23 protein-coding genes and 4 pseudogenes are annotated in these 25,556 nt (G+C 42.7%); 11 read left to right on the top strand and 16 right to left on the bottom strand.

Annotation, left to right across the window (positions count from 1 at the left end; translation table 11 throughout):
* Positions 1 to 2 precede the first annotated feature (2 nt).
* Positions 3 to 1,229 carry an RtcB family protein gene (locus GKR74_RS00520; protein WP_154602069.1) on the top strand — a complete coding sequence of 409 codons (1,227 nt, stop codon included), beginning with the start codon at positions 3 to 5 and terminating at the stop codon, positions 1,227 to 1,229.
* Between the two features lie 22 nt (positions 1,230 to 1,251).
* A complete protein-coding gene (locus GKR74_RS00515) occupies positions 1,252 to 2,067 on the top strand; it encodes a nucleotidyltransferase domain-containing protein (protein WP_442959335.1) in 816 nt (271 codons plus the stop codon).
* A 64-nt stretch (positions 2,068 to 2,131) separates the two neighbouring features.
* Here the strand turns inward: GKR74_RS00515 and GKR74_RS00510 are convergent, their stop codons facing one another.
* Entirely contained in the window at positions 2,132 to 2,554 is a 423-nt protein-coding gene (locus GKR74_RS00510; protein WP_154602068.1) for a DoxX family protein, read from the bottom strand.
* Positions 2,555 to 3,201: 647 nt separating this feature from the next.
* Here GKR74_RS00510 and GKR74_RS00505 point away from each other — a divergent pair.
* The 5 genes from GKR74_RS00505 to GKR74_RS00485 are packed head-to-tail and all read left to right on the top strand — an operon-like array spanning position 3,202 to position 8,864.
* Complete coding sequence (locus GKR74_RS00505; RefSeq protein WP_154602067.1) at positions 3,202 to 3,795, top strand: fimbrial protein; 594 nt, start codon at positions 3,202 to 3,204, stop codon at positions 3,793 to 3,795.
* 52 nt (positions 3,796 to 3,847) lie between these two features.
* Complete coding sequence (locus GKR74_RS00500; RefSeq protein WP_154602066.1) at positions 3,848 to 4,540, top strand: fimbrial biogenesis chaperone; 693 nt, start codon at positions 3,848 to 3,850, stop codon at positions 4,538 to 4,540.
* A 14-nt stretch (positions 4,541 to 4,554) separates the two neighbouring features.
* Positions 4,555 to 7,062, top strand: a complete 2,508-nt coding sequence (locus GKR74_RS00495; protein ID WP_154602065.1) for a fimbria/pilus outer membrane usher protein — start codon at positions 4,555 to 4,557, stop codon at positions 7,060 to 7,062.
* A gap of 11 nt (positions 7,063 to 7,073) precedes the next feature.
* A complete protein-coding gene (locus GKR74_RS00490; protein WP_154602064.1) occupies positions 7,074 to 8,150 on the top strand; it encodes a fimbrial protein in 1,077 nt (358 codons plus the stop codon).
* Between the two features lie 12 nt (positions 8,151 to 8,162).
* On the top strand, positions 8,163 to 8,864 hold the full coding sequence (locus GKR74_RS00485) for a fimbrial biogenesis chaperone (RefSeq protein ID WP_154602063.1): 702 nt from the start codon (positions 8,163 to 8,165) through the stop codon (positions 8,862 to 8,864).
* A gap of 33 nt (positions 8,865 to 8,897) precedes the next feature.
* Here GKR74_RS00485 and GKR74_RS00480 read toward each other — a convergent pair whose 3' ends face one another.
* The 3 genes and pseudogenes from GKR74_RS00480 to GKR74_RS00470 all read right to left on the bottom strand — a co-directional run.
* On the bottom strand, positions 8,898 to 9,773 hold the full coding sequence (locus GKR74_RS00480; RefSeq protein WP_154602062.1) for a dimethyl sulfoxide reductase anchor subunit family protein: 876 nt from the start codon (positions 9,771 to 9,773) through the stop codon (positions 8,898 to 8,900).
* A pseudogene (locus tag GKR74_RS00475) lies at positions 9,752 to 10,408 on the bottom strand (DMSO/selenate family reductase complex B subunit). Before GKR74_RS00475 ends, GKR74_RS00480 begins: the two are co-directional and overlap by 22 nt.
* A pseudogene (locus tag GKR74_RS00470) lies at positions 10,408 to 12,816 on the bottom strand (DMSO/selenate family reductase complex A subunit); the annotation flags it as partial. The pseudogenes GKR74_RS00475 and GKR74_RS00470, both read right to left, overlap by 1 nt.
* A gap of 205 nt (positions 12,817 to 13,021) precedes the next feature.
* Here GKR74_RS00470 and GKR74_RS00465 point away from each other — a divergent pair.
* Positions 13,022 to 13,795: an AraC family transcriptional regulator gene (locus tag GKR74_RS00465; RefSeq protein WP_154602059.1), complete on the top strand. Its 774-nt coding sequence runs from the start codon at positions 13,022 to 13,024 to the stop codon at positions 13,793 to 13,795.
* A gap of 2 nt (positions 13,796 to 13,797) precedes the next feature.
* Here the strand turns inward: GKR74_RS00465 and GKR74_RS00460 are convergent, their stop codons facing one another.
* The 9 genes from GKR74_RS00460 to GKR74_RS00420 form a co-directional block, all read right to left on the bottom strand.
* Positions 13,798 to 14,862, bottom strand: a complete 1,065-nt coding sequence (locus tag GKR74_RS00460) for an adhesin (protein WP_154602058.1) — start codon at positions 14,860 to 14,862, stop codon at positions 13,798 to 13,800.
* A 13-nt stretch (positions 14,863 to 14,875) separates the two neighbouring features.
* Positions 14,876 to 15,409 carry a fimbrial protein gene (locus GKR74_RS00455; protein WP_336431283.1) on the bottom strand — a complete coding sequence of 178 codons (534 nt, stop codon included), beginning with the start codon at positions 15,407 to 15,409 and terminating at the stop codon, positions 14,876 to 14,878.
* A complete protein-coding gene (locus tag GKR74_RS00450; protein WP_154602057.1) occupies positions 15,409 to 15,939 on the bottom strand; it encodes a fimbrial protein in 531 nt (176 codons plus the stop codon). Before GKR74_RS00450 ends, GKR74_RS00455 begins: the two co-directional genes overlap by 1 nt.
* A complete protein-coding gene (locus GKR74_RS00445; RefSeq protein WP_154602056.1) occupies positions 15,932 to 16,324 on the bottom strand; it encodes a hypothetical protein in 393 nt (130 codons plus the stop codon). The genes GKR74_RS00450 and GKR74_RS00445 overlap by 8 nt, the downstream gene beginning before the upstream one ends.
* Positions 16,325 to 16,355: 31 nt before the next feature.
* Positions 16,356 to 17,084 carry a fimbria/pilus periplasmic chaperone gene (locus GKR74_RS00440; protein WP_154602055.1) on the bottom strand — a complete coding sequence of 243 codons (729 nt, stop codon included), beginning with the start codon at positions 17,082 to 17,084 and terminating at the stop codon, positions 16,356 to 16,358.
* Between the two features lie 54 nt (positions 17,085 to 17,138).
* Positions 17,139 to 19,643 (bottom strand): fimbria/pilus outer membrane usher protein, encoded by a 2,505-nt coding sequence (locus tag GKR74_RS00435; RefSeq protein ID WP_154602054.1) that lies wholly within the window; start codon positions 19,641 to 19,643, stop codon positions 17,139 to 17,141.
* 104 nt (positions 19,644 to 19,747) lie between these two features.
* The gene (locus GKR74_RS00430; RefSeq protein ID WP_181478662.1) at positions 19,748 to 20,329 is read right to left on the bottom strand and encodes a fimbrial protein; all 582 of its coding nucleotides are present in this window, start codon (positions 20,327 to 20,329) and stop codon (positions 19,748 to 19,750) included.
* Positions 20,330 to 20,403: 74 nt separating this feature from the next.
* Positions 20,404 to 20,955, bottom strand: coding sequence for a fimbrial protein (locus tag GKR74_RS00425; protein WP_154602053.1), 552 nt, complete (start codon positions 20,953 to 20,955; stop codon positions 20,404 to 20,406).
* 131 nt (positions 20,956 to 21,086) lie between these two features.
* The gene (locus GKR74_RS00420; protein WP_154602052.1) at positions 21,087 to 21,428 is read right to left on the bottom strand and encodes a helix-turn-helix domain-containing protein; all 342 of its coding nucleotides are present in this window, start codon (positions 21,426 to 21,428) and stop codon (positions 21,087 to 21,089) included.
* A 685-nt stretch (positions 21,429 to 22,113) separates the two neighbouring features.
* On the opposite strand from GKR74_RS00420, the gene GKR74_RS00415 reads away from it, so the two are divergent.
* The gene (locus tag GKR74_RS00415) at positions 22,114 to 22,734 is read left to right on the top strand and encodes a flavin reductase family protein (protein ID WP_154602051.1); all 621 of its coding nucleotides are present in this window, start codon (positions 22,114 to 22,116) and stop codon (positions 22,732 to 22,734) included.
* A gap of 46 nt (positions 22,735 to 22,780) precedes the next feature.
* Here GKR74_RS00415 and GKR74_RS00410 read toward each other — a convergent pair whose 3' ends face one another.
* From GKR74_RS00410 to GKR74_RS00400, 3 genes are all read right to left on the bottom strand, one after another.
* Positions 22,781 to 23,338: a class I SAM-dependent methyltransferase gene (locus tag GKR74_RS00410; RefSeq protein ID WP_154602050.1), complete on the bottom strand. Its 558-nt coding sequence runs from the start codon at positions 23,336 to 23,338 to the stop codon at positions 22,781 to 22,783.
* Between the two features lie 36 nt (positions 23,339 to 23,374).
* On the bottom strand, positions 23,375 to 23,662 hold the full coding sequence (locus tag GKR74_RS00405; protein ID WP_154602049.1) for a zinc ribbon domain-containing protein: 288 nt from the start codon (positions 23,660 to 23,662) through the stop codon (positions 23,375 to 23,377).
* Positions 23,663 to 23,823: 161 nt separating this feature from the next.
* Positions 23,824 to 24,240: a YybH family protein gene (locus tag GKR74_RS00400; RefSeq protein WP_154602048.1), complete on the bottom strand. Its 417-nt coding sequence runs from the start codon at positions 24,238 to 24,240 to the stop codon at positions 23,824 to 23,826.
* 330 nt (positions 24,241 to 24,570) lie between these two features.
* On the opposite strand from GKR74_RS00400, the pseudogene GKR74_RS00395 reads away from it, so the two are divergent.
* Positions 24,571 to 25,062: pseudogene (locus GKR74_RS00395) on the top strand (helix-turn-helix domain-containing protein).
* A pseudogene (locus GKR74_RS18130) lies at positions 25,032 to 25,361 on the top strand (PIN domain-containing protein); the annotation flags it as partial. The pseudogenes GKR74_RS00395 and GKR74_RS18130, both read left to right, overlap by 31 nt.
* Between the last annotated feature and the right edge of the window lie 195 nt (positions 25,362 to 25,556).

Raw genomic sequence — 25,556 nt, 5'->3', positions numbered from 1 at the left:
CAATGAATAACAATAACTTTAACCAAATCATGCAACCCAATAGTGCGCCAGTAAAAATGTGGACTCACGGAGTTCCAGTTGATCCTGCGGCAGTGACCCAGTTGCAAAACACCGCAAAAATGCCGTTTATCTTTAAACACCTAACAGTGATGCCAGATGTGCATGTCGGTAAAGGCTCCACCATTGGGAGCGTGATCCCAACTAAAGGAGCGATTATCCCTGCGGCGGTTGGTGTGGATATCGGGTGTGGGATGATTGCGGTGCGTACATCATTAACTGCATCGGATTTGCCAGATAGCCTGCAAAATATCCGTTTTGCCATTGAAGCGGCGGTACCTCACGGACGAACCACCCATCGACATGGTCGAGATAAAGGCGCTTGGCATCGCGCCCCTGATATTGTGGATACCCACTGGGCGCAACTGGATGAAGAGTTCAAACGCATCTGCGATAAATACCCAAAACTGCGTGGAACTAACCATTACAATCACTTAGGAACGTTGGGAACGGGAAACCACTTTATTGAGCTGTGTTTGGATGAGCAAGACCGCGTTTGGGTGATGCTACATAGCGGGTCTCGCGGTGTGGGAAATGCGATTGGTAACTTGTTTATTACCTTAGCGCAAAAAGATATGCAGCAGCATATCGCCAACTTACCAGACCGTGATTTGGCGTACTTCCAAGAAGGAAGCCAATATTTTAACGACTATATGGAAGCCGTAGGTTGGGCGCAGGATTTTGCTCGCCATAACCGTGAAGTGATGATGCACCGCGTACTGGAAGCGCTATCGAAAGAAATCACCAAACCGTTTATGACCCAGCAAGAAGCGGTAAACTGCCACCATAACTATGTGCAGAAAGAGCAACATTTTGGTGAAGAGATCCTAGTAACCCGAAAAGGGGCGGTATCTGCCCAAAAAGGACAAATGGGGATCATTCCAGGTTCAATGGGAGCTAAAAGCTTTATTGTTCGCGGTCTTGGAAATGAAGAGAGTTTTTGTTCCTGTAGTCATGGCGCAGGACGTGTAATGAGCCGAACAGAGGCTAAAAAACGTTTTTCAGTGAGCGACCAAAAGATAGCGACGGCGCATGTTGAATGCCGAAAAGATAGCGATGTGATTGATGAAATTCCAATGGCTTATAAAGACATTGATGCAGTTATGGCAGCCCAATCGTCGCTAGTAGAAATTGTGCATACGCTACGCCAAGTGGTGTGTGTGAAGGGGTAATTTTCCCCAATTAGGAATTCAAATGGAAAATAGCAGCATGGAAAAAATAAGTGATGGCGTATCCATGCTTATGCAAGAAAGGATACGTGAAACATTAAGCGAGATAGAACGCACTCACCAAGTCAAAATATTATTTGCCTGTGAATCTGGTAGCCGCGGCTGGGGATTCGCCTCACAAGACAGTGATTATGATGTGCGCTTTATCTATGTGCATTCCCTTGATTGGTATTTAACACTAGATAGAAAGCGTGATGTGATAGAGAAGCCGATTGACGATGAACTGGATGTATCGGGTTGGGAATTATCAAAAGCCTTAAAACTGATGCGTAATTCCAATCCCGCATTAATTGAATGGTTACAATCACCGATTGTTTATCATAAAGATGAGGGCTTCTTTGCTCAGTTAGAATCACTAGCTGAACAATTTTACTCGCCGTTAAAAGCGCGTTATCACTACCTTTCTATCAGTAAAAGAAACTTACACACTGATTTTAAGGGCGAAGAAGTGAGATTAAAAAAATACTTTTATATCTTACGATCCGTATTAGCCTTGCGATGGATAGAGAACCATAAAAATATGCCACCGATGGCTTTTAGTGATTTAGTCGCGGCATGTGTTAGCCAAAAGGATGTATTAGCAGAAATTAATACGCTGCTAGAGATAAAAGGTCGAGGCAAAGAAAGCCTTTATGGTACGCGCAGACCCGCTATTGATGCATTAATCCAGGAAACGATAGACAACATGGAACGCTACCAATTTCCAGAGCCGTCTTGTAGAGATAGTCGCCTGTTAGATACGTTCTTACAGAAAACCATCTTAGAATTTAGTGCTAAATAGCAGTTTTCGTTATCAAACAAAGGGCATCGATTTCGATGCCCTTTTCACTATTCCACACTATTTATTATCGCCAATTTTCGCTTTTCACCACGGAATATTTCCCGGCACCCAGCAAAGCAATCGCCAGTGCACTCACAAAGAAATAAGCGATACTCTCAATCGCCCATGCCCCTGTTTTATCCAGTAAAAACGTTTTATCTAATCCCACCATTAACCATGCAACAACCATAGTGAACGCCACTAACAACGCAGATGGTCGGGTTAAAATACCCAACACAATGAAAATAGGGGCAACCACTTCACCCAAAATTGTGCCGTAAGCAATAAATTCAGGTAAACCATAAGAGGCTAACAACCCTTTGATGCCACTCGCACCTGTTAGCAACTTGCTCATTCCGTGAAATAGCATTAACCCACCCACCGCTAAGCGCAACAGCAATTTTCCTGCGTCTTCATGTGACAAACAACGATTGAAAAGTCCGACCATTTTGCACCCCATCTCTCTACGTTATGTTACTTATCATTATGGTTCAAAAATCAGAAATGAGAATTGTTTTAATTTTCATTTTATTCATCTATATCAAGGTAATTTTAGTTATTTTTAATGCACTATTTCTTATTCAAAAATAGCGTTTATGCTCTCTTTTTTTGAACTAATTTTTTGAACCCCGCTACTCAATGTGCAGTTAAATTGAAAAGTACCCCATCAAAAATTAACCACATAATTAACAAGACTAATTACTCAATAAATTTTTAATTAATTAAACAAAAATATTAGAAAATAATAATACTCCTTTTACTTGTTTAAATGTTGAGAAGAAATAAAAACAAAAAATGCCAGAATAAAAATAAAATAGGAAAAAACCAAGAAATAAAATCTTTCTTATATTATCTATACTTAACTAAGTAACATCACTCATTACAAGCAAAAAAATAGTACATAAGATAATTAAAAACAAAAAATGCAGATTTTTAATCTGAAAATTTAAAATCATTGGTTTTATAAACCTAAGAATTCCACTTTACATATCTTGAAGATCTTTAAACCTTGTCTAAGCTTAAAAAGCTAGTCAATTCTGGTTAGCGAAAAAAATCACTTATTTTAATTAATCGAGAACCTCGATGGGGTTAATTATGCCTAGACATATACTTTCTCTATCAATACTGTCCTTATCCGTGTTATCTGGCTCAGTAATTGCTGCCACAAATAGCCCTGGAGGTATTATTTCTTTCTCCGGTGCAATTAGTGATACTACCTGTACGATTAATGGTAATAACAGCGCTGATATGTCGATTGCTTTAGATCCGATTATATCTTCTGATGCAGGAACAACGGCAAGTACAGTTATTACAAAAAACCAAAAAGCCTTTGGGCTTACCTTTTCAAACTGTGCAATTGTTGGTGGAGGTACACCAGCAGGAACATTAAAACTTCACTTCTCTTCAAGTAATATTTCGCCTTCAGGCCTGTATTTAATGAATACAACAGTGAACGAAAATGACCCGACCGTTGCTCGCAACGTAGGTTTCAGCTTATCACAAACTGGATCACCAACTGTTGCTATTCCATTAAATACGACCTTTGATACTCAGCTAACTGCAGCCAATACCACTTCAGCTGCGGGTGCAACATTGAACTTAATTGCGAGTTACTACAAAACAAATGCGACTGCCGCATCTGTCGGTGCGCTGCAATCAAACGTTATTTATACCGTTTCATATCTATAACAATAAACTCAAGCTAGGTTCCTCTGAGCCTAGCTTTTAGTGAGAATTTATTATGAAAATAAAATTATTATTCTTACTTCTTTTATTATTTTCTAAAGAAACATTTTCAAACGTTATTATTACAGGAACAAGGATTATATATCCAGAAGCTGCACAAAGCATGTCCATTCAATTAACTAATAACAGTAAAACACCATCATTAGTTCAATCTTGGATTGATGATGGAAATATAAACTCAACGCCTGAAAATTCAGACGCACCTTTTTATCTTTATCCTCCCATTATCAAAATAGAGGGTTTACAAGGGCAACAATTAAAAATCAAAAAAACAGATAAAAAACTTCCAGATAATGTTGAAAGTGTTTTTTATTTAAATGTCCTAGATATTCCTAAAGCACCTGATTCAATGAAAGGTAAAAATGGAATTCAATTAGCGGCACGTTCAAGAATAAAATTATTTTATCGACCTACGGGATTAACTGAATCACCTGAAAATATCACGGACAATATTAGTTACCAGCTAAATAATAACGGTATTGTCGTGAATAATAACTCCCAATACCACTTTACAATCGCTGCTATTACAACGCCTGAAGATAAAAAAACAGCGCTTGTTGATTCCGAGATGGTTCCACCACACACATCCAAAACGCTGCCGTTAAAAAAGCAGTTAAAAGGTAGCAATCTTATTCTGACTTATGTTGATGATTATGGTGTTTTCAAATCTAAAAACCTTCAGCTTTAACAGAAGAAACCATCATGAAAAAAGAAAATTATCTCTACATCCTTATTTTAATAGGGCTACAGACTTATCTAAAAAATGCATTTGCAGATGAATTTGATACCTCCCTTTTGGTGGGTGAATCTGCAAAAGGAGATATTTCTCGTTTCTATTCTGATGGACAAATTCCAGCTGGCAAACAGCTTGCGGACATCTATGTTAATCAGGTTTGGAAAGGACAGTTTGACATCAATGTTGAAGATAATGGTAAGCAAATCAGCATTGCGCAAAGTGATGTCCCTAAGCTCGGCTTAAAAACCACACCTAACCAAACAGATCAGACTGAAGATAACGCATATGTTCAACTCAGCTCACTGGCACCCAACCTACATTACCAATTTAAAATCAGTGATTTGCGACTAAACATTACTGTTCCACAAGTGTCGATTAAACAATCTGAATCTGGTTATGTCGATCCCAGCTTGTGGCAACATGGCGTGCCAGCCATTATTTTTGCTTATAATACAAACTATTACAGTTATAAAGAGAAGAAACACGAGAAGAGAAATAATGAGAATTTCTATGCCACCCTCAACTCGGGTGTCAATTTAGGTGCATGGCAATTCCGTGATGAATCAAGCTATCGCTATTCATCCCATGGCTCGCAAAAATGGCGCAATAACACCCGCTATGTATACCGCCCAATCAGCCAGATTAATTCAGGGCTGAAGGCTGGCGATTTTTATACACCAACGGCGCTATTTAATAGCATCCGTATGCGAGGAATAATGCTCGCAACGGAAGTGGGTATGTTGCCGAACTCAAGCCAAAACTTTGTGCCGATTATTCGAGGCGTCGCACAAACCAACGCCTTAGTCACCGTTTATCAAAATGGGTATTTGGTCTATCAAGAAAACGTGCCGCCAGGTGAATTCGCATTTAATGATATTCAGCCTAGCGCGGGAAGCGGTGATTTATTGGTGGTAATACAAGAAGCGGATGGCCGAAAAGAATCATTCTCTGTTCCCTACTCCGCCGTACCCGATATGCTTAAAGAGGGTGTTTCCAACTATAACGTTCTTGCTGGGCAAGCAAAAATCGACAATACCTCATACCAACCTAAATTTATTCAAGGTGAATATCATTACGGCTTGAATAACTTAGTAACACTCTATTCCGGCGCTCTGCTCAGTGAGAAATATTACTCCGCCGTCATTGGGAGTGGTTGGAACTTTCGCTTTGGTGCTATCTCCGCAGACATCACTCATGCCAAAACTAAACTGGATAGCGGAGATAAGAGTGGCCAAAGCTATCGTTTAACCTACAGTAAATTTATTGACGCCACCTCGACCAGTTTAACTCTTGCCACATACCGCTATTCCACTAGCGGCTACTATAGCTTTGTCGATTCAATTTATTCTCATGATAACTATAAAGCCTGGCAGCGATATCAAGACGAAAATGCCAACCAAATTGGCAATAATAATAGCAATTCCGATCTCTCGCTAAGTAACTTCGATGCCTTACGAGGCTCACGGGCGAAAAATACCTTCACCGTTAACTTGAATCAGCAACTTGGCGACGATTATGGCTCTGTTTTTGTTTCTGGAACCCATCGTGATTACTGGAACACTCACGGCAGTAGCCGAGAATACCAAGTCGGTTATGCCAACAACTACAACGATATCTCCTACAGCGTATCCGTATCACGGATGCGTAATTATGATAATAAAGAAGAAACTCGCGTTTATATGAACATCAGCGTTCCTATTAACCTATTCGAAAAACGCGCTAACGTGAGCTTAGGCAGCTATTTTACTGATTCTCACTATGAACAAACTGCCATGAGTGTCAGTGGCATCGCGGGGAAAGATAACCAAGTTAATTACACCGTGACAGGCACGAATCAGTCTGGGGGTAACAATGTCCTCGGTGGAAATATTACCTATAAGCACCCTTACACCACATTATCCGGCTCTTATACCGAAGCGAATGATTATCGTCAGGCAGGGTTAGGTGCCCGAGGTACCTTGGTTGCTATTCCTAACCATATCGCCTTATCGGGTGATACCGGGGATACCTATACCATCATTGATGCCCCAATGGCCGATAATATGATGGTTAATGACGATAAAACCACGCTAACCAATCAGCGCGGTGTGGTGCTCGTGACCAACAGTACCCCTTATCGCGCTAACTCTTATACCCTTTCTGATACCGAAAACACGGCTGGCGCTGAAGTGCTCGGAAATATGGCAAACATCAGCCCGTACCAAGGCGCGGTTAACTACATCAAGTTAGAAACAGATACTCGACAAACCTTTATTTTACGCGGTGAATTAGCCGATGGTCACAGCCTGCCATTCGGTACTGAAGTCGTCGATCCACAGCAGCAAAATATTGGCTATGTAGGGCAATCTGGCGTGCTGTACCTTAAGAGTGAACAGCTACCTTCAGCCTTACACATCAAGCTGAAAGGGGAGAGAGAGTGCGTGATCCATCAACCAGTTAGCACGATGGATAAAGGTAAAAACCGCTGTCAATAAAGGAAAATCCAATGAAAAAAACCACATTGGCACTATTATTTTCAAGTTTACTTGCCGTCAGCCAGTATGCCTCTGCTAACTGTCGACAAGCGTCAACCGTCACGGCATCCCCTATTACTTTTGATTTATCAAACGATTTAACCAGCTCATCGACTGTCGTAACCAAAGACTCTCGAACCATATTTTCCGGTACATTTACTTGTACCAATAATGGATTACTCCCTAATGTCGTAGGTATTGCCTCACCATTTCAAGGTCGAAAAGCGACCGTGGGATTCAATGGAGGTAAGCAATTAGTAGAAGTCACCGTCACCCAATTAGAAAAAAACAATGTGTCAAACTTGTCCCCTGGTTCCCATAACGCCAATGAACTCAATGTAAATTTCACCATGCAATTTACACTGGTGACCGTCAAACCGAGCTCGAACTATATTGAAATTGCAGGAAGCACAGCAACGATTAACCCCGTTGTTTTTGCTTCGGATGCATCCACTTTAGGTCTTGTACAATGGCTTATTGATGTGGTGGCTAGACTCTTAGCATTTTTACTGGGATTTGTATGGACAACTCAGCCCGATGATATCTATTTACAACCCGTTCAAGTGACTTATAGCCCTATTACCACCACCTGTAACTTTGCAAACCAAGGTTTAGTAGTGACCCTGCCCCCCGTCAGCATCAGTACCGTCAAATCAGCAACACGTGCAGGCTATACTCCCTTTAATCTCAACTTCACTTGCAGTGATTTTCTTGCAGGAGGCAATGCATCAAGAGATATCAATATCTTTTTATCCAGCAGCAGCTTACTCGCGACAGATAAAACCACCATGAATAATACTGCCAGCCAAGGCGCCGCAGGTGTAGGTTTTCGCTTGGTCGCTGCAAGTAATCCCACCAGCCCAATTACCCTCTCCGATAGCGTGGCTGCACAAAATACCGCAACCTCTATTTTCACGGTAACAAAAGGGAGCCCGATATCCCCATCATTTACCCTCAATATGGGGGCTTACTATTACCCTTATACCCCTGCCATCGTGACGCAAGGCCCTGTATCCAGCACCGCAACTGTGGTCATGTCTTATAATTAGAAGGATGAAAAAATGCGGTATATTCAAGGGATTATTTACAGTTTTATGTTGCTCCTTCTCAGCTCACAGACGCACGCGAGCTTAATACTCAAAAAAACGCGTCTGATTTACTTAAGCGACCAAAAATCTGCCAATATTCAAACCATTAACGACAGTGAACAAGCAAGCTTAGTCCAGAGTTGGGTTGATGAGGGCAATATCCATTCCACCCCTGAAACAACAGAGGCGCCGTTTATTGTGACGCCGCCTGTGACCAAAATCGCCGCTCATGATGGCGCGCAATTACGGATTCGATTTATTGGAGGGGATTTACCGCAAGATAGAGAATCTGTTTTTTACCTGAATGTACTTGATATCTCGCCAAAACCTCAAAATAAAGAAGGGATGAATATTATTCAGTTAGCGCTACAAATTCGTATCAAAGTTTTTTATCGACCCGCAGCACTTGCCAGTGGCGTAGAATCATTTATCAATAACGTGAGTGCCTTACATTCCGAGAATCAGCTTTCAATTAAAAACCCTACCCCTTATTTTTTGAATATTTCACAGCTCTATTATGAAAATAGCCAAAATACCCCCATCGCGAAAAGCGTTATGATCCCACCGTATTCAACCGAAAAGCTAGAAGGGAGTCATCGGCAAAATGGTAAACTTATTGCGGTGTATATCAATGATCAAGGTAGCTTAGTCACCCATGCTTTAAGCGTAAATTAGATAACCGAACCTATCTGGCTCGGTTATTCATTTTTAAATATGGATCGTATAAAAACAGTAACGCAGCATCAATTCCGCAATCAGCGCACAAACACAGCCCACCACAAGAACATAGTGGCTACGCCCAACCAGAACGCCCTGTGCTTCGCCTTTAATGCGATAAAATGCCCCCATACCAATAGCCACAATGGCAATAAACCCAACCCCCCAACTGGCTAAACGCAGTGACCAAATCTGTTGATAAGCATTAATTGAATCAATGGGAAAAGTGACGGATTCATTGGTGTAAGCGGTTTCCAGCAAATAGTTTTCGTAGAATGGTTGATAAATCAAACGAACCACTAAGCTCACGCCCACCACCATCAATAATGCAAGCGCCCTATTTTGACCTCGATCTTTCAGTAGAAGGCTAACCAGTAAATAGTAGCCTGCCGCCCCTAGGGTCAACATCGCCCCATAAAACATCAGGTAGGTATTGTCATTCATCCACACTAACATGGAGGTATAACGGTAAATCGACCCCATCGCATACACATCACACAGTCCCGCGATAATCGCCAACCCCAATAACCCGTAAGACAGTCGTTTTTTAAACCACATCCACAAAAAAGTGAGGCCCAAGAACGTAAAGTAAGTCGCCGTAAAAACCACTTCACGACTGAGCCAAGAGGAGAAAATGTTTAATAACGAATTGGGTGCATTAAGCGGCACCCCCAAGTGTGTAATGGAGGAGAGCAAACCCATACCCGCCAGCACACAAGCGATAAACAAATAGCGCAACAGAAAGCTCGAAGGAATATTTCCACCAAGAGTCGTCGCCAATCTTTTTGCACAAATCCCCAGCATCACACTTAACCCGATAGAGGCTTGCATCAGCAAGGTAAATATTAATAGTGGCCATTCATTCATTTTTTCGCTCCTTGGATCGCGGTATGACGCCCCGCCCCTTGGTGCGGGTGGATCACTAAATTGGGGTGAGTAATGGATGAGTCTGGCAGCCCTTTCACATCCGCTTGCGAGCCAAAGCGCTCGCGCAGCTCATCAATAGGGCCAAACTGAATTGCACCGAGTGGGCACGTCGCCACACATACGGGAGTTTGCCCTTGCAGTTGTAAATCAATACAGAAATCGCACTTGGACATTTGCTTGGTTTCGGGATTCATCTGCGGCGCACCATAGGGGCACGACCACGCACAAGTTCCGCAACCCACACATTTATCCGTATTGACCATCACGATGCCATCCCCTTCACGCTTGTGCATGGCAGTAGTTGGGCAATTTTTTACGCACATTGGGTCGGCGCAGTGGTTACACGAGATAGACAGGGTGTAGGCGAACACGTTGTTCTCCCAACTGCCGCAGCCATTTTCGATAAATTCTCCGCCCGTGATCTCATAAACCCGACGAAATTTACGTCCAACTTCGAGATTATTTTTATCTTTGCAGGAAACCTGACACGCTTTGCATCCTGAGCAGCGCGCCGAATCAATATAAAACCCGAGTTGTTTGTCACTCACTGCGGGATAAACGTGGAATTTACTCATGCTTTTGCTACCTCCACCAATAAGGTTTGATGGGCATTACCGTGCGCCATTGCCGTACTGCGTGCAGATGTTAAAACGTTGGCACATCCCCCTTGATCGACACCATTTTCATCTGGCTGCCACCATGCTCCCGCTTGCAATGCCACTACTCCCGGCATAATCCGCGACGTGATTTTGACAGGTACCATCGTGATACCTCGATCGTTATGTACTTTCACGCGATCGTCCTCTGTAATGTGGCGACGTTTCGCGTCGATCGGGTTGATCCACAACTCTTGGCGCTGCACTTCTTGCAACCATGGGTTCGCAAACTGGGTGGAGTTCGCGCGGTTGCGCCCTTTCCACGTAATCAATTGCAGCGGATATTGCTGCGTTAGAGCATCTTCAGGGCCTTCAATCGCAGGCACATAATGGGAGAGCGCCGGAATATCGCGGTCATTACGGTCATACAGACGTTTCGAGAAAATCTCGATTTTGCCCGATGGGGTTTCAAACGGGTTATTGGCTAAGTCTTTAATATTTCTCTCAAATGCTACATGCCCCGTATGGGGTTTATGTTTCAAAAGATGGCGGCGTTTAACCAACAATTCATCAAAAGTGGGAATTCCATCTTCAGGACGTTTTTCATGAGCATCATTGACCAGATGTTCAATCCACTGCTTTTCCGTGCGCCCTTCACTGAATTTTTCACCCACACCCAATTTGTTTGCCACATCCCAGAGCCACTCATAATCACTGCGACGTTCAAATTCAGGCTCCGCGACCTTTTCAGACAGAATAATGTAATTCCCTGTACCCCACGTCCCGCCAACATTCCAACGTTCTAAAAAGCTGGTTTCAGGCAGTAAAATGTCGGCATATTTGGCGCTTGGGGTCATATACAGGTCGCTGTAGACGATAAACTCAACCTTGTTTTCATCCTCCAGCACTTTGGCGGCATGGCGAATATCGGGGTTCTGGTTCGTCATGTAATTTCCCGCAAGGGAAAAAATCATTTTGATTTCGGTATCCAGTTTTTCCGCATTTTTTAAGCCGTTATCCGGTGTAACTAGGCTGGCATCTTCACAGGCTTGTACCCAGTTGGTGATATTAATTTTCGCTTTAACTGGGTTTTCAAACAGGCTGGGACCCGCCAGTGTTTTACGAAGATCTGGCGTCACGGCCATGCCATAACCAGCAGCCCAACCCCCTTTCACACCGACGTTTCCCGTAATGGTTGCCAGCAATGTCGCACCACGCGCAGAGCGCTCCCCACAAATATGACGCTGCGGTCCCCACCCTTGCATCAAAGCGGCGGGTTTGGTTGTGGCATATTCACGGGCAAGCTGGCGAATGGTTTGTGCAGGCACTTTGGTTATCGGCGCCGCCCATTCAGGGGTTTTCACCACGCCATCTTTTTTCCCCATCAAGTAGGAGACTAAGGATTCATGCTCCGGTACTCCATCAGGCATTTGGTGCTCATCAAAGCCAACAGTGTAGGTATCGATAAATGCCTGATCATGCAGACCTTCGCTGATGATCACGTACATCATGGCATCCATCATCGCGTTATCGGTGGTCGGTAAAATCGGGATCCACTGATCCGCCAGCGAAGAGGCAGTATCGGAATAGCGCGGATCCACCACAATAAACTTAGTGCCATTTTTCTTCATTTTTTGGAAGTAATGGTTGGTGTGCCCGAAAATAGTCTCATTCGGGTTATGCCCCCATAAAATCACCAATGGGGTCTCTTCCAATGTATCTAATGTACTGCCGCTCGCCGAGGTACCATAAGTGTAGGGCGTCACTGCCATAGTGTTACCGTTACTGACGGAGTGGTAATTTTCCAGAAATCCCCCCGTCAAATTAAACAGGCGGCGTAGCATATTCGCCCCTGAAAAAATGCCGCCCGTCACCCCAGTACTTAAGCTCACAAAGCGTGATGCAGGGCCATATTGCTGGTTAATTCGCTGCATATTTTCAGCGATAAGCGTGGTGGCTTCTTCCCAGCTAATTCGCTCGAAATGCCCTTCACCACGTTTGCCCACGCGCTTCATTGGGTATTTTAAGCGGTTCGGATGGTAGACAAATTTGCGATAGCTGCGCCCACGCACACAGGCACGCATAATCGGCATCTCTTCATCAAGATCGCCATCGGGACGTGTGCTGATGCGCGTAACAACGCCCTGTTTAACGTGGGCGCGAATATCACATTTTCCGCCGCAGTCAAAACTGCTGCATGTGGAAACCACTCGCTCACCGTCATTTGGCAAGGTGGTCGTCGGAATAATATTGGGGTTTTCTGGTGTTGAAGCGGCCGTGTTCGTGGCAATAAATGGGACAGCCATGAGTGCAGAGCTGCCTTGAATAAACCGACGACGGGTTAATGATTCAATCAGATGTTCACTCTGATCATTATAATTTTTCATGATAACTCTACCTCTGGCGTACATTAGGTTGCCGCGATAGCGTAAACATTTCCCACTGAGCCAACTTTTGAAAAACCGCCAAAGGCATTGGAATTTCAGCCAACCGCGTGAAACATGTGGTTATATCAATAAATTTTGCCTATATTCAGAAAATAATTCGTTATGTTTGAATTTCAGCCAATGAACGACGGTAACCAAAATTACGATGAGAAATATTCCACTAAGTACCATTGATAGTGTCGCCCGGGATGTTATCGCACTTGCGACGGATTACTTACCCAACGTACTGTTGGATTCGCATAAGCACCGCCGCGCTCAATTCTTATATGGTGCAACGGGGCTAATTGAGGTGAGTACTGAAGATGGTGAGTGGGTTATTCCCCCTGACAGTGGCGTGTGGATCCCGGAGAATACGGCTCATGAAACACGGATGCTGAATGTCAGCACCCGCAGTTTATATATCGAACCTGCGGCAGCGCCCCGCCAAGGCAATCGATGCGAAGTTTTGCGCGTCACGCCTTTACTTCGCCAATTGTTATTAGAAGCGGTTGATGTGCCGCTGGAATATGATCTTAACGGACGCGATGGATCATTGATGCAGTTGATCCTCTATGAAGTGGTGCGAGCCGAGCCGCTGCCGTTTTTTGCGCCGATCCCGCGAGATGAAAGCCTCGCTGCCCTGTGCCGCGAATTTTTAAAATCACCGCAAATTACCTCGTTTCCCCAAGAATGGGCTGCAAAGTTGCACAAAAGCGACCGCTCATTTAGCCGCTTTTTTGGGGCGCAAACGGGGTTGTCATTTTCAGATTGGCGACAACAAGCCTGCTTACTGAGTGCCATTAGCCAGATTTCAGCAGGCAAGTCGATCACGGAAGTGGCGTTTGATCTTGGTTACAGCAATGTGGGTTCGTTCTCAACCATGTTTAAAAAATGGCTTGGACAAACCCCATCGAGCTTTATTCAACGTATTGAATCCTAGCCTTAATCCAATGTGGCAATCAGCCATGCAGAACCGCGATAGTCACCCGCTTGGGCATTTTCCCCTTGTAGGTGGCTACTGATTTCGAACTCTTTCAGGCTGTGAATTTCCGCGTTGATCTCTTTGCCAGATTGCCCCGTTTCAAGATCGGTGATCACCAAATCGCTGTAAATCGTATCGTTCGCTTCATTTTTCATCGGTAAGCGCTTTTGAGGGTCATCATCCGGCGTGTAGTCCAATCGTAACCGCACTTTGGTCGCTGATTGGAAGAGGCAACTGTAAGTAACTTGGCCGCTAGCACGGTTGTCATAATACAAGCTGTTTAACTGCCCATGGCGTAGATTTAATATCCCTTGCTCCCCGCTACTGGTACTGGATGTGCATTTTGCACCGATATTAATTTGCGAAGCCGCCAAGCGTAATGGCACAGAAGATTCGTGAAGTGGCCAGCTATCATAAGGGGGTGCCACGCTGGGATTGGTAAATGCACGCACGTAACCCGCTAATGGCATTTCACTAATAATCAACTGCCCATCGATAATTTGCTCTTTGATATAAAACGTCATGGTGATAGGAAAATGGTTATTAAATCGAGGAACCTCAAATTTTGTATCCGCATAAGACATTGAGCACACACCGGAGCTGCGGTTCGTCCATTCCATCATGTCGGATTGCACCGTCATCACAAGGTTGGCGTTCAATCGATACGCTTTGAGTCCTGCAATCGAAAATCCTGTTTCAGGCACATACATAAATAATCGATGAAACGCATTTGCTGGCAAAATTTGCGTACTTGTACTTCCCCAGCGGCGCCCGACACACTTCACCATACCAGTCGGTTCCGCAAGGTTACTATCCACCACAAAAGGCTCCCCAACTTGATAGTAATTTTGACCGTCAGACCCCCTATCAGGATGATCCGCCAGCGTACTGCTGTTATTCACGCGTATGGTGTAACCCGTATTAGGATCGATAATTTGCGCCGCATAATCCGCATGAGCCATCGCTGCCGATAGCATTCCGCCCACCAAACAACCTGCTCGCACGATGGATTTTATTTTCAACATATTAGTATTTCCATTAATGATAAGTGATTGAGATCATCATTGCCGACGTGAATCTTCCTGCGGGTAATTGGCTGAGTGGTCGTGTATTCACCAACTTTGCTTGAAGATTAATACGGTGCTCCGTCGCACTGATAGGCTGTGGCGTGATAGTTTGTAATTGATTGAGTTCTAAAGGAAAGATTAATCCATCAGTGATATCAGAAAAATCGATTCCCAACCCTTTTGCACTAGTGGATAAAACTTGCCGACCTTGGTACTCCTCTGTTCCATAGCCTTTTGGGTTGAGTAGAACCGATAACGTTTTTCTTCCTGAGCACCCACTGATATACACCGGAAAATCTTTGGTTAACGAAACCCCTGGCGCACCATTAATTTCGACCACCCCAAAATTAATTTGCAGTGGTGAATCGTTATTTTCACTGCGTACGTGGCAAGCAGGGTCGACCATTGTTGCCACGACATCCACAAACACATCCCCATAAACCACCGGTGAGATAAATAACAGTAAACCCCACCAATACTTTCTGATTTTATTGATTTGCTTCACTATTTATACTCCACGGAAAACGTAGCCCAACCGGAGAACTGCCCTGTGCTGACGTAGCCATAAGGGGGCTTGCGCGCCACCACCCCAAAGGATAAAGATTGCTCATCATTCACCATCGCAACGCTGCCTACATCAATCGGCTCATCCCAAGCAATGGGTTTATCTTCACTATCCATAATTCCCAGCACCACGCCGCTATCGCCTTGAGTAATAAGGTAGTTATCCCCATCGATATTCACTAACTGCGTCCCATGCCACGTCATCTTGATAAGTTTCCCCAGCTCTGCACGCTGGCAATGGTCGATCTCAATAGAAAATGGCGTGATAGGGCTGATCTCCCCCAGATTAAGAGACTCCATGCGTAACTCGTCTAATTGGATCTCTTTTTTGACAGAACCGGCACTCACTTTGCAGGATAAATGCACTAACTCCCCGCTAAACTCCACATCCAGAAATTGCGCATTACCTTGAGTCGAAAAGCTCCAAAAAAGGGGCGCCATCAGCCACCAAAACAGGGTTAGCTTACTCATAACTCACCTCCAGTCGCAGTGGGTGTGCTTTATCAATCACAGAAGGGAGCTGAACGGGGTTATTTCCATCAATAAGTACCACGGGGTAACGCACCGTTTCTTCCCCCGTTAAGGCATCCACCACCCGCAAAAGTGCGGGAGTTTTTGCTCCATTCTTGTTTTCACTAAATACAACCCCAGCACCGCAATGGGTCAATTTCAGCGTTTTCCCTACCTCTAAACTGCATGGTGCATTGAACAACGTGGCATTCACCAAAAACCACCCCGCATGGGAAGATTCATAATGGGATTCAGTAGGTGGCACGCTGCCTAAAAATTCCTCGCCTTGCCCCCAAGCACTTACGGTCATTGTGATAATCCCGATGGCTAACCGGATAATATTCATCCACATTCTCCCTTTTTATGCCTTGGTTTCATTACTGTTCCCCAGAGACCGTGCAGGTGTCTCCTTGGCAACGAAATACCAGTGTTGGCTTGCCACCATAGTCATTGATGTAGGTTAAATACGGCGTTGTCAGTGTGTGGCTGTTAATATCGAATGTGGATTTTGGGGCGACCATCACGACTTCGAAAGTGCTCTCTTCCGACTGTTTTTTGCTATTGCCCACCCCAATCACCGTTAAATTAAACGGCGTGGTGTTATTCAAACGGTAGCCTTTGGCCGTTTTTTGCAACGTAATGTTGTGCGCCCATTTAGTTTGGGAAGCTTCGAGGATTTTTTCAGGGCGATAAAACAGTTTGACGCGGGATTGCAGGGCGATTTGCAGTGTATTTTCTTCCGTGGATTTCGGCGGAACTTCACGCAAATTGAAATAGAAAACGGACTCTCTATCATCAGGTAATTGACTTAATAACGGTGTTTTGCTCAAACGCACTAAACTGTGACTATTGGCTTCTACCCGCTGTAATGGTGGTGTGGCAAGGATTGCGCCTTGAGTCAGTTTTTTACCTTGAAGATCTTCAATCCAACTTTGTGCTAAATAGGCTTCTTCAGGATTATCATTCGCGATGCGCACATTAATAGAGTTTTCATTGCCCGGAAAAACAATTCGCGTTCTATCCAGAGTCACCGCGCTATAGGAAAATTGTGGTATCCCAATAAACAGACTTATCAATGCTGCGGAAATAAGTTTAAAATTCAGCATAATCAACCTCATAGATTAAAGATAATAAAAATTTCGTTATTTTTGGCATGCCGATTATTTCTGACATGGCAGTAACAGCATTGAAGAAGGGCTACTTAATGAGTCAGGCAAAGTTAACTGGCACTGTTTTTGGTTGCGCCAATAGACCCATAACGCCGCATTTTTCTCGATACCCACCAACCAAGTCACCCCGTCTTCTCCAACTATCCCTAGCTCTTGATTCGCTTCATTACGTACACTGGCGCCAAACGGTGGTTTTTTGCCATTTTGTAAGGTAATCACCGAGAAGAGTTTTTCCCCTTTCATCACGGGGAAGCTTCGATAGCCAATAGCGCCTTTTGTGAGCGTGATATCGCTGGTGGCACTGAGTGCTTCAATGTTGTCCGGTAATTTACTGGTATTAATGGAAGCCGAGGATTTACGGTAACTATTCACATTAGGGATCACCGCCAAACCAAAGCGGTTAGTTTTTGTGATGCCATTATTCAGCGGAACTCCGCCAATATCTGAGGTTTCCACCATTAAGCGAGTATCACCGTGGGCTGAGCGATGCAGCGCGGCTCCCTTGGTCGTTATCGTGATCCCGCTATTAATCGATGCCCCGATACTGCGGTATTGATGAGGGACATAGCTGCCATTGACGGACACGTTGGCATCCGAGAGATCACGGGAATAAAAGCCGCTCAAGCTCGTTTGGCTATCCACATCTTGTCCGTGGTTATACCCCATCGTTAGGCTGTAATTATCCCTATCCCCATAACCGCTATATCCCACATTATGGTTATATTGATTCTTTTTATTGGAACGAGAGTACAGCTCAGAAAATGTTAGGCTATGCCCGCTGTACAGCGGGATCGTCAAGTAGAGGTTAATGGCATCATCTTCATAACCATTACTCCGCTCCGTTCGTGTCGCAGAGAGTGCAATATTGCCACTATATTGGGAAAGAGAAGGAAAATTCAGGCTCGTATTGGCGTATAAACCGTACTGGGTTTGCGGGTCATCCTGCCAATAGGTGCTGTACTGGTAATTTAACGAGAGGTTAAAATCATCAAAATATTTATTTAAGTAGACTTGGTAGTTTTCCTTGGTGGCTCGCGGTGAGTGCCCAGTTCTGTCTTCATCCATATATTGCATCAGCGTTCGATACTCTTTATCAGCGAAACGGTAGCCCGCAAAGGTAATATCGGTACGGAGATCCTCGAATGACTTCGCATAATTAAAACGGTAAGAGCGCCCTTGCAAGTGTCCTTTATCGTCATCTGAATAATCAGCAAAAGATTGGGTAATATCCACCGCGACCGCCCCGAAAGAGAACAAGTCACGCCCAATCCCTAAAGCCGCACTTTGGTAATAGGCATTAAGCTGAGTTCCTCCATACAGCGACCAAGCATTTGATACACCGTATGACAATTCACCACTAATGACGGGTTCCCCCGTTAAATGTCGATTGTCATAACGTGTTTTCCCCACTGCCGCTTTATAGTTTATCCGGCCGGGACGGGTTAAGTAGGGTAGCGATACGGTACTGAGGCTAAATTTATTCTCTTCCCCATTTTCTTCGCGCACCGTCACATCCAGCACACCGCGGATCCCGCTATCCAGTGTTTGAATACGAAAAGGCCCTGGTGGTACAGAGGTTTCTGAAATGACCCGATCCTGACTACGGACGATCACAATGGCGTTGGTTTTTGCTACCCCAATAATTTCAGGGGCATATCCCACCAATTTTGGCGGTAGCATACGATCATCACTTTCAACGGAAATCCCTGTATATTGCCAAGAATCAAACACGTCCGAATAAAAGTTACTTTCCCCGAACGTAAGTAGTGCAGCTACTTCTTTCAATGAGCGAAACGCATATAACCGACTGAAATCAAAGTTATGTTTTTCTTGCGAATAACTGCCACCATGCTGCTTTTGATAAGTTCCATTGAAATCGCCGCGCAACCGCCAAGCCCCAATGTTAATGCCCGATGTACCATTACCGGATAAGTAAACACGCTTATCACCATCGGTTTCTTTTGTAGCAGAAATATTCGCGCTGTAGTCCACAAATAGACCATTGCTCCCCTCTTCCCATAATTTTGGGGGAACCCAATAAGGATCCCGATATTCCATCCACATTTGGGGAATGGTCATTTTTAGGGACATTGAAGGCAAATCCACTTTGGTTTGCACCCCAGCCAGAGCTGAAAAATTCAAACATTTTTCGTCATGAAATAATGTGACTTTTTCCTCTGCAGATTTTTTTAGCCCCATAAAATCCAGCAACTGAGGTGCCAGACACACTTGCTGAGAACCTACACTTTTTGCACTTTTATCATCAAAAACAGCGATATCTCGTGGCTCACCTAAACGCAGACCATTGACAAAAACCGTCAAAATATAGTCTCCAGGTGGAACATATCCCGCAACAGAGAATTGGCTCATATCAATGTTATTCATATCTTCGGCATCTAACACATCGGTATTAAATTCAGCAGCGTAGCTATTGCCAATCCCCATACTTAGCGCCAATAAAATCGTCTGTCTTAGTTTGCTATGTTTGAACATCATGCTCTATACCATCCCAAATGCGACGAGTGTGCCCCTCTCGAAAATGATTTCGAGATCATGTTTATCTACAAGTTATTGATAATCGACGTTATTGATAATCTATGTTATTGATAATCGATAAAAAAACGGATTAACCCTTGATAGTTACCCGCTTGAATAGGTTGCCCAGTTAGCTCTAGACGTAAAAAGTACTGTAGATAGAGCGCTTTTCCTGATTTGTCTTGCCGTAATACATTATTTGCTAAAGGGTAATATTGCCCTGGAATCAATGTGTTCAAACGGCTATCAAGGACAGAAACCCCGAGACCTTGTGACGCGCCTCGTAGTACAAATGTATCAATGTGTTCCGCTGTTTCCCCTGCAAATCGAATGAACCATGTTTTACTGTCGAGTGAAGAATAAAGGCTTCCACAGTCTCGTAACTCAATAATAAAAGGTTGGTTATGCTGCTCACGCTGCAACTTCGTACCCAGCAGAGGGATTGCCAAAGGTGAAAAATCAATCGTTTGAAATCTATTTTCCATGACAACCGAACACGGTGTCGCGATGACAATACCTTTCAGCGTTGCGCTGCCATTAAGCTCTATTTTTTTATTCACTGCAGCCCCTGAAGTTATCGGGCATACCAGAATGGTCATCGTCATCAGTTGAGCTAATTGGCGAGTTACCCATTGATAAACAATCACAATTGTCTCCCTCAACGTTCTCCTTCAATCCAGTCCTGATACCGCCAGTATTCACTGGCGGTAGACTCATATGCTTACTGATAGGTAATTCGGAAGTTAGTCACTGCGCTGAATTTACCTTCAGCGACATCTTTTGTGGTATCAACTGCTTTCGCTAATGCTTTGAAGGTTAAGGTGTTATCCCCTTTCTTATTGATAATCCGCGATAAAATATCTTTGGCTTTACCAAATTCAAAACCATCAATACCAATACCCACGTTGTTTGCATTGCCCGGAGAAGTTGAAAGCAAAGTATTACCCGCATCAGCGTAGTTTTGCCCCGTAAAGACCAGCTCCATGTTTTTCACTGCCGCTGCCGCCCCTGTACCATCTTTGGTGTAATCTGAAAAATCACACCCTGTTAATTCAATATTAAAATCCACTTCAGCCGTTCGGCCATTCTCTAAACCTCTGCGAGAAAGCTGACCAAAATCAATAGTTTGTTTTAATGATGGTTGAGCAATATTGCAGGGTGAAGTCACCACTGTACCGATAAAATTCACTGTACCTGTGTTCTCCGCCATAACACTAAAAGAAGTCGCTGATGTTGCCAGCAGTGTAATGATTGCTAACTGATTAAGTTTCATATAATGACTTTCCTTTCGTTTAAAAATTAAAGAAACGCAATACACCATTAAATAATTAATGGAACAAAAAAACATTAAATAACAATTAATTACACACTTAATGAAGAATGTTTGAATTTGATTATTCGTTATTAAAGATCATGTAAGGCTTTGAACTTTAATTTATCGTAATAGGAATATTTTGATTTTTTATCTTGAAATAAAAAATTATCTTGTAGTTTTATCTCTGCTATTTCATCTGAATAGTTAGCAATAACCTTGAAAAAGAATTCAGACCAATCCTTGCCTAGTTCCTTTAATATAGCATCAAGCGTCTCTATATTTATGCTTGTAATTCCACGTTCATAGCGAGATATTTGTTGCTGACTAATATGAAGCATACGCCCTAATTCCTCACCAGTTAATGAACAATTAAGCCGTGCTTCTCTGATAAATGAACCAACTTCTTCACGTAATCGATATTTGTTTTTCATAATATTAAAACCAATTTAAATAGCTTTAATTTTATTTACTCAAAGTTAGCCAATTCATTGAGCAAATAGCGCAATAAAAAATGGATATATCCAAAGTGCAGGAGATTTAATTTATTAAAATATAGATACAGTAAATAAATCTGTAAATACGTTTATATCGATCGAAATTATATCATTCAATAGTTAATACCTATCAAATTAACTTTATTGATCGTTTAAATATCATGATCAAATTTATATAACATTAATTATCAATGAATTAAATAACCAAATTCATATAATATAATTAGCTAATAATTTAAAAATCCGCCTTCTTTCATCATTATAAATTATTAAAAATAATATTATTTAAAATTAAAAAAAGAGAAGGCAATCCAATTATAAACACTGCAAATAATAACTTAATAAAATCTACTCCAGATTAAAAACAAACAATATAAAACATAAAATCTTAATGTTTTCATAAAATATGAAAATAAACTTAAATAACTCATTTTTTGTGTTTTATAAATTCAATTAATAAAAATTTAAATATAATTTAAATTCATTAATCTCAGCCATGTTCATCATGACAATTTTTCCATTATCCATATCATGCTTAAACTATGCATATCGTGCACTTTTCATTTTCTAATATTAACTAGAATAAATTAATCCGTTAGGATAACGAAAAAAGGAGCCAATAATGAAAACTCAGTTTTACAGCTACCAACCTCAACAAGGTCATGGGCTTCCCCATGATCCTATTCCCTCATTAATTGGTCCGCGCCCTATTGGTTGGATCTCCACATGTGATAAGCGAGGCAACACCAACCTTGCGCCTTATAGCTTCTTCAATATTTTTAACTACTCCCCCCCTATTTTGGTCTTTTCAAGTGTTGGAAAAAAAGATTCCGTCACCAATGCTATCGAAACAGGTGAGTTCGTTTATAACCTTGCGACTCTTGAACTTGGGCAGCAGGTCAATTCAAGCAGTGCGATGTTACCTCACGGAGAAAGTGAGTTTGACCTAACTGGGCTTTCCACCTTACCGTCTACATTAATTACTCCTCCACGCATCGCCCAAACGCCTGTTTCCATGGAGTGTGTGGTCACTGAATATCAACAATTAAAGCGTGCAGACGGCAGCCTACTGGATACGTGGATGGTCATGGGGGAAGTGGTGATGGTGCATATCGATGAAGCCACCTTAGAGCAAGGCTTATATAACAGTGCCCGCCAAAAACCTCTGATGCGGGCGGGGGGACCTGCGGATTATTACTGGATTGAAGAGCAACAAAAACTCGAAATGTATCGCCCTAAATAACGTAAAAAGCCTTAGGCCAGTTTCTATCACGCTGGCCTAAGATGCGTTATTTGGGGACACAGGTATACACCCAAGCAGGTGGAAAGTTGCGATATACGCGTTCCTTTGTAAATGAAAAATAACGCGAAAATAACGCCTCACAGCCTTGAGTATACTGAAATAACACCAATTTACCCTGATGCTTTATCAGGCTCTGACGCACCTGTTTTAATATCCGCATACTGGTTTTTTTATTCAGGGAAAGAAAAGGAATTCCTGAAATAATCAAATCATAATCACCCAATAAATATTCTGCAGAGCAGGGATTAACCGCCACTCTCGGGTCATCAATCTGATTTAAAATATCAAGAAAATCACGATTAATTTCATAGAGATCTAAACGTGTTTGCGCCGTAATTTTATTCACAATATAGCGAGTCATCACGCCATTACCCGCGCCAATTTCCGCTATCTGGTTGCACTGCGCCCAATCGATATTATCGACCATGGTATTGCATAACCAACGAGATGATGGGAATACCGTTCCCATCGAAGCTGGTGATGCAATGAAATTCTTAACATAGAGCTGGTAATGATTTTTATGAGAAAAAAATGATTCCGCCATGCTTCCTCCTGAATCAGAAGTACCTTTTCTATTTCCTTAAGTTGATGCTCCACATTCACCGCAAAAATTGGCATTTGGGTCTACGGCTCTTTGGCATTGTCGGCATCTTATCTTTTGAAGATTTTGCCCCTGTGAAAAATAATTATCTTCGCTTCGACCATCATTGTATTGATAACCCCCGCCGTGTTTACCTCGAGAGTCATGTTGACTTCTAGAACCATGCTTAGAACTACTGCCATGTCCTGAATGACCTCGATATTGACTATCGCGTTTCGAGTCATAGCGATTTCTACCGAGATTAAATAACCAGCTGAAAATTGACATAATAAATATCCTCCACCGTTATTCTTGTCTCGAGTATAAACCTTAGACTTAACTCCAAAGACAACAGTAAAGCTTAATAATTACAATAAAAAACCATTTATTACGTAAACTGAATTTCGCTGTTTTTTCATGAAACAAATGGTGAAGAGCAAAAGCTTTTCTTAGAATTTCAGCAATGAAGTTCCATAGGAATTATCAATCACACATAGCCACCTACCGTCGATCAGTTTAAAAACGTAGGTGGCATCTCGCACTGTGTTAAATGACGTACCGTCTTGCATTTGCGCACTCAAAATGGTTTCAGCCAAGACTAAGGCACAATCTTCACCAAAAATAACTTTCACCGCACCTTGAGACACTTGCAAGCTGTGATTAAAAAATTCAGCGATGGCTGAAAACGCTTTTTTTAGGCTCTCTTTTCCATGGACATGTAAACCGTCTTTCACCACTAATGAGCCATTCTCAGAATAAAAATTCATTAAATAGCTGAAATTTTCTTCTGTGATAGCTCGATCCGCGTTAGCAATTAGGGCTTCAAGTTCTTGCGTATGTTTTTGAGTATTTTCGAAAAGATTCATAGAGGGCTCCTTGTTGAATGCTAACCAGACAAGGACAAAAAACCCGCCTTATCTGGCGGGTTGAGGATGCAGCAAACTCCCACCAGTTAAGTGATGGTCATCATAATAATGAGGTGAGCTACATGCTGTGACATAATTTTTTCCTGAATATAATTAGAGATTACATTATCAGCTATCTATCTACAGTCAAGTCAGGATGCTCATAATTTATTCACCTCCAGCATCATTTCGTTTATTGCGATTTTCGTTTATTTCGATTATGCTCTGATCGGTTTTTAAACATTTTTTCTAAGCAATTGATAGCAATTAACCTTATAAGTAGGAATAGCAATGACACACTCAATTCTTAATAGTATGAGCCTCCCGGCTCCAAAGGAGATTGAGGCGGCAGTGCGCGGACAAAGAGAGCTTGCAACTTATCTCTCCACTAAGTTAGAAACCCAGCAAATATCCATTAAAGATGCTGATGACAATATTCATCAAATTGAGTTACCAACATCAGCACTCACATTGTTAATGGCTATTTTGGGTGAGCTAGCAGCAGGTAATGCAGTACAAGTTGTTCCCGTACATGCAGAGCTAACAACGCAGGAAGCGGCTAATATTCTTAATGTTTCTCGCCCACATATGGTGAAACTGCTAGAAGAAGGTAGACTTCCTTTTCATAAAACAGGTCGTCATCGCCGTATTCTTTTTGCAGATTTAATGCAATTCAAAGCTCAACGAGAGAAAGAGAGCTTACAGGCAATGCAAGCGCTGGTAGACCAAAGTCAGGAGCTTGGTCTTTACTGATGATCCATTCCCCTTTTCCTGTTGTACTAGATGCATGTGTTTTATATCCATCCCTTTTACGGGATTTACTCATGCATCTAGCCATTACAGGCCTGTATCAAGCAAAATGGACCGATACTATTCAAGACGAATGGCAACGGAATCTACTCAGTAACCGTCCTGATTTAGCCCAAAAACAGTTAATCAGAACCGCCTCACTAATGAATAATGCGCTACCAGACGCTAGAGTCAGTCAATATGAACCATTAATTGAAGGTATTGAATTGCCCGACCTTAATGACCGGCATGTTGTTGCTGCAGCCATAAAATGCCATGCAAAAATCATTGTGACGCTCAATCTAAAAGATTTTCCAAAAGAATCTATGGATCAATTAGAAATAGAAGCCTTGCATCCAGATGAGTTTATTTCAGACTTATTTGATTTAAACCATGCTCTGGCTTTATCCGCTGTGCGCCGACAACGACTCAGCTTAACAAAGCCAGAAATAAATATTAACGAGTACTTTGCCGCCTTGTTACGCCAA

This window comes from Providencia sp. wls1914, from assembly GCF_009706645.1.
Taxonomy (GTDB): Bacteria; Pseudomonadota; Gammaproteobacteria; order Enterobacterales; family Enterobacteriaceae; genus Providencia; species Providencia zhijiangensis.
This window is presented reverse-complemented; position numbering and strand designations above follow the sequence as displayed.

Coding starts and splice junctions, on each gene's coding strand:
- GKR74_RS00450 (WP_154602057.1), bottom strand. CDS start 15,939: ATGAGTAAGCTAACCCTGTTTTGGTGGCTGATGGCGCCCCTTTTTTGG.
- GKR74_RS00460 (WP_154602058.1), bottom strand. CDS start 14,862: ATGTTGAAAATAAAATCCATCGTGCGAGCAGGTTGTTTGGTGGGCGGA.
- GKR74_RS00485 (WP_154602063.1), top strand. CDS start 8,163: ATGCGGTATATTCAAGGGATTATTTACAGTTTTATGTTGCTCCTTCTC.
- GKR74_RS00490 (WP_154602064.1), top strand. CDS start 7,074: ATGAAAAAAACCACATTGGCACTATTATTTTCAAGTTTACTTGCCGTC.
- GKR74_RS00415 (WP_154602051.1), top strand. CDS start 22,114: ATGAAAACTCAGTTTTACAGCTACCAACCTCAACAAGGTCATGGGCTT.
- GKR74_RS00400 (WP_154602048.1), bottom strand. CDS start 24,240: ATGAATCTTTTCGAAAATACTCAAAAACATACGCAAGAACTTGAAGCC.
- GKR74_RS00505 (WP_154602067.1), top strand. CDS start 3,202: ATGCCTAGACATATACTTTCTCTATCAATACTGTCCTTATCCGTGTTA.
- GKR74_RS00420 (WP_154602052.1), bottom strand. CDS start 21,428: ATGAAAAACAAATATCGATTACGTGAAGAAGTTGGTTCATTTATCAGA.
- GKR74_RS00410 (WP_154602050.1), bottom strand. CDS start 23,338: ATGGCGGAATCATTTTTTTCTCATAAAAATCATTACCAGCTCTATGTT.
- GKR74_RS00425 (WP_154602053.1), bottom strand. CDS start 20,955: ATGAAACTTAATCAGTTAGCAATCATTACACTGCTGGCAACATCAGCG.
- GKR74_RS00440 (WP_154602055.1), bottom strand. CDS start 17,084: ATGCTGAATTTTAAACTTATTTCCGCAGCATTGATAAGTCTGTTTATT.
- GKR74_RS00405 (WP_154602049.1), bottom strand. CDS start 23,662: ATGTCAATTTTCAGCTGGTTATTTAATCTCGGTAGAAATCGCTATGAC.
- GKR74_RS00495 (WP_154602065.1), top strand. CDS start 4,555: ATGAAAAAAGAAAATTATCTCTACATCCTTATTTTAATAGGGCTACAG.
- GKR74_RS00480 (WP_154602062.1), bottom strand. CDS start 9,773: ATGAATGAATGGCCACTATTAATATTTACCTTGCTGATGCAAGCCTCT.
- GKR74_RS00510 (WP_154602068.1), bottom strand. CDS start 2,554: ATGGTCGGACTTTTCAATCGTTGTTTGTCACATGAAGACGCAGGAAAA.
- GKR74_RS00515 (WP_442959335.1), top strand. CDS start 1,252: ATGGAAAATAGCAGCATGGAAAAAATAAGTGATGGCGTATCCATGCTT.
- GKR74_RS00520 (WP_154602069.1), top strand. CDS start 3: ATGAATAACAATAACTTTAACCAAATCATGCAACCCAATAGTGCGCCA.
- GKR74_RS00500 (WP_154602066.1), top strand. CDS start 3,848: ATGAAAATAAAATTATTATTCTTACTTCTTTTATTATTTTCTAAAGAA.
- GKR74_RS00445 (WP_154602056.1), bottom strand. CDS start 16,324: ATGAATATTATCCGGTTAGCCATCGGGATTATCACAATGACCGTAAGT.
- GKR74_RS00465 (WP_154602059.1), top strand. CDS start 13,022: ATGAGAAATATTCCACTAAGTACCATTGATAGTGTCGCCCGGGATGTT.
- GKR74_RS00435 (WP_154602054.1), bottom strand. CDS start 19,643: ATGATGTTCAAACATAGCAAACTAAGACAGACGATTTTATTGGCGCTA.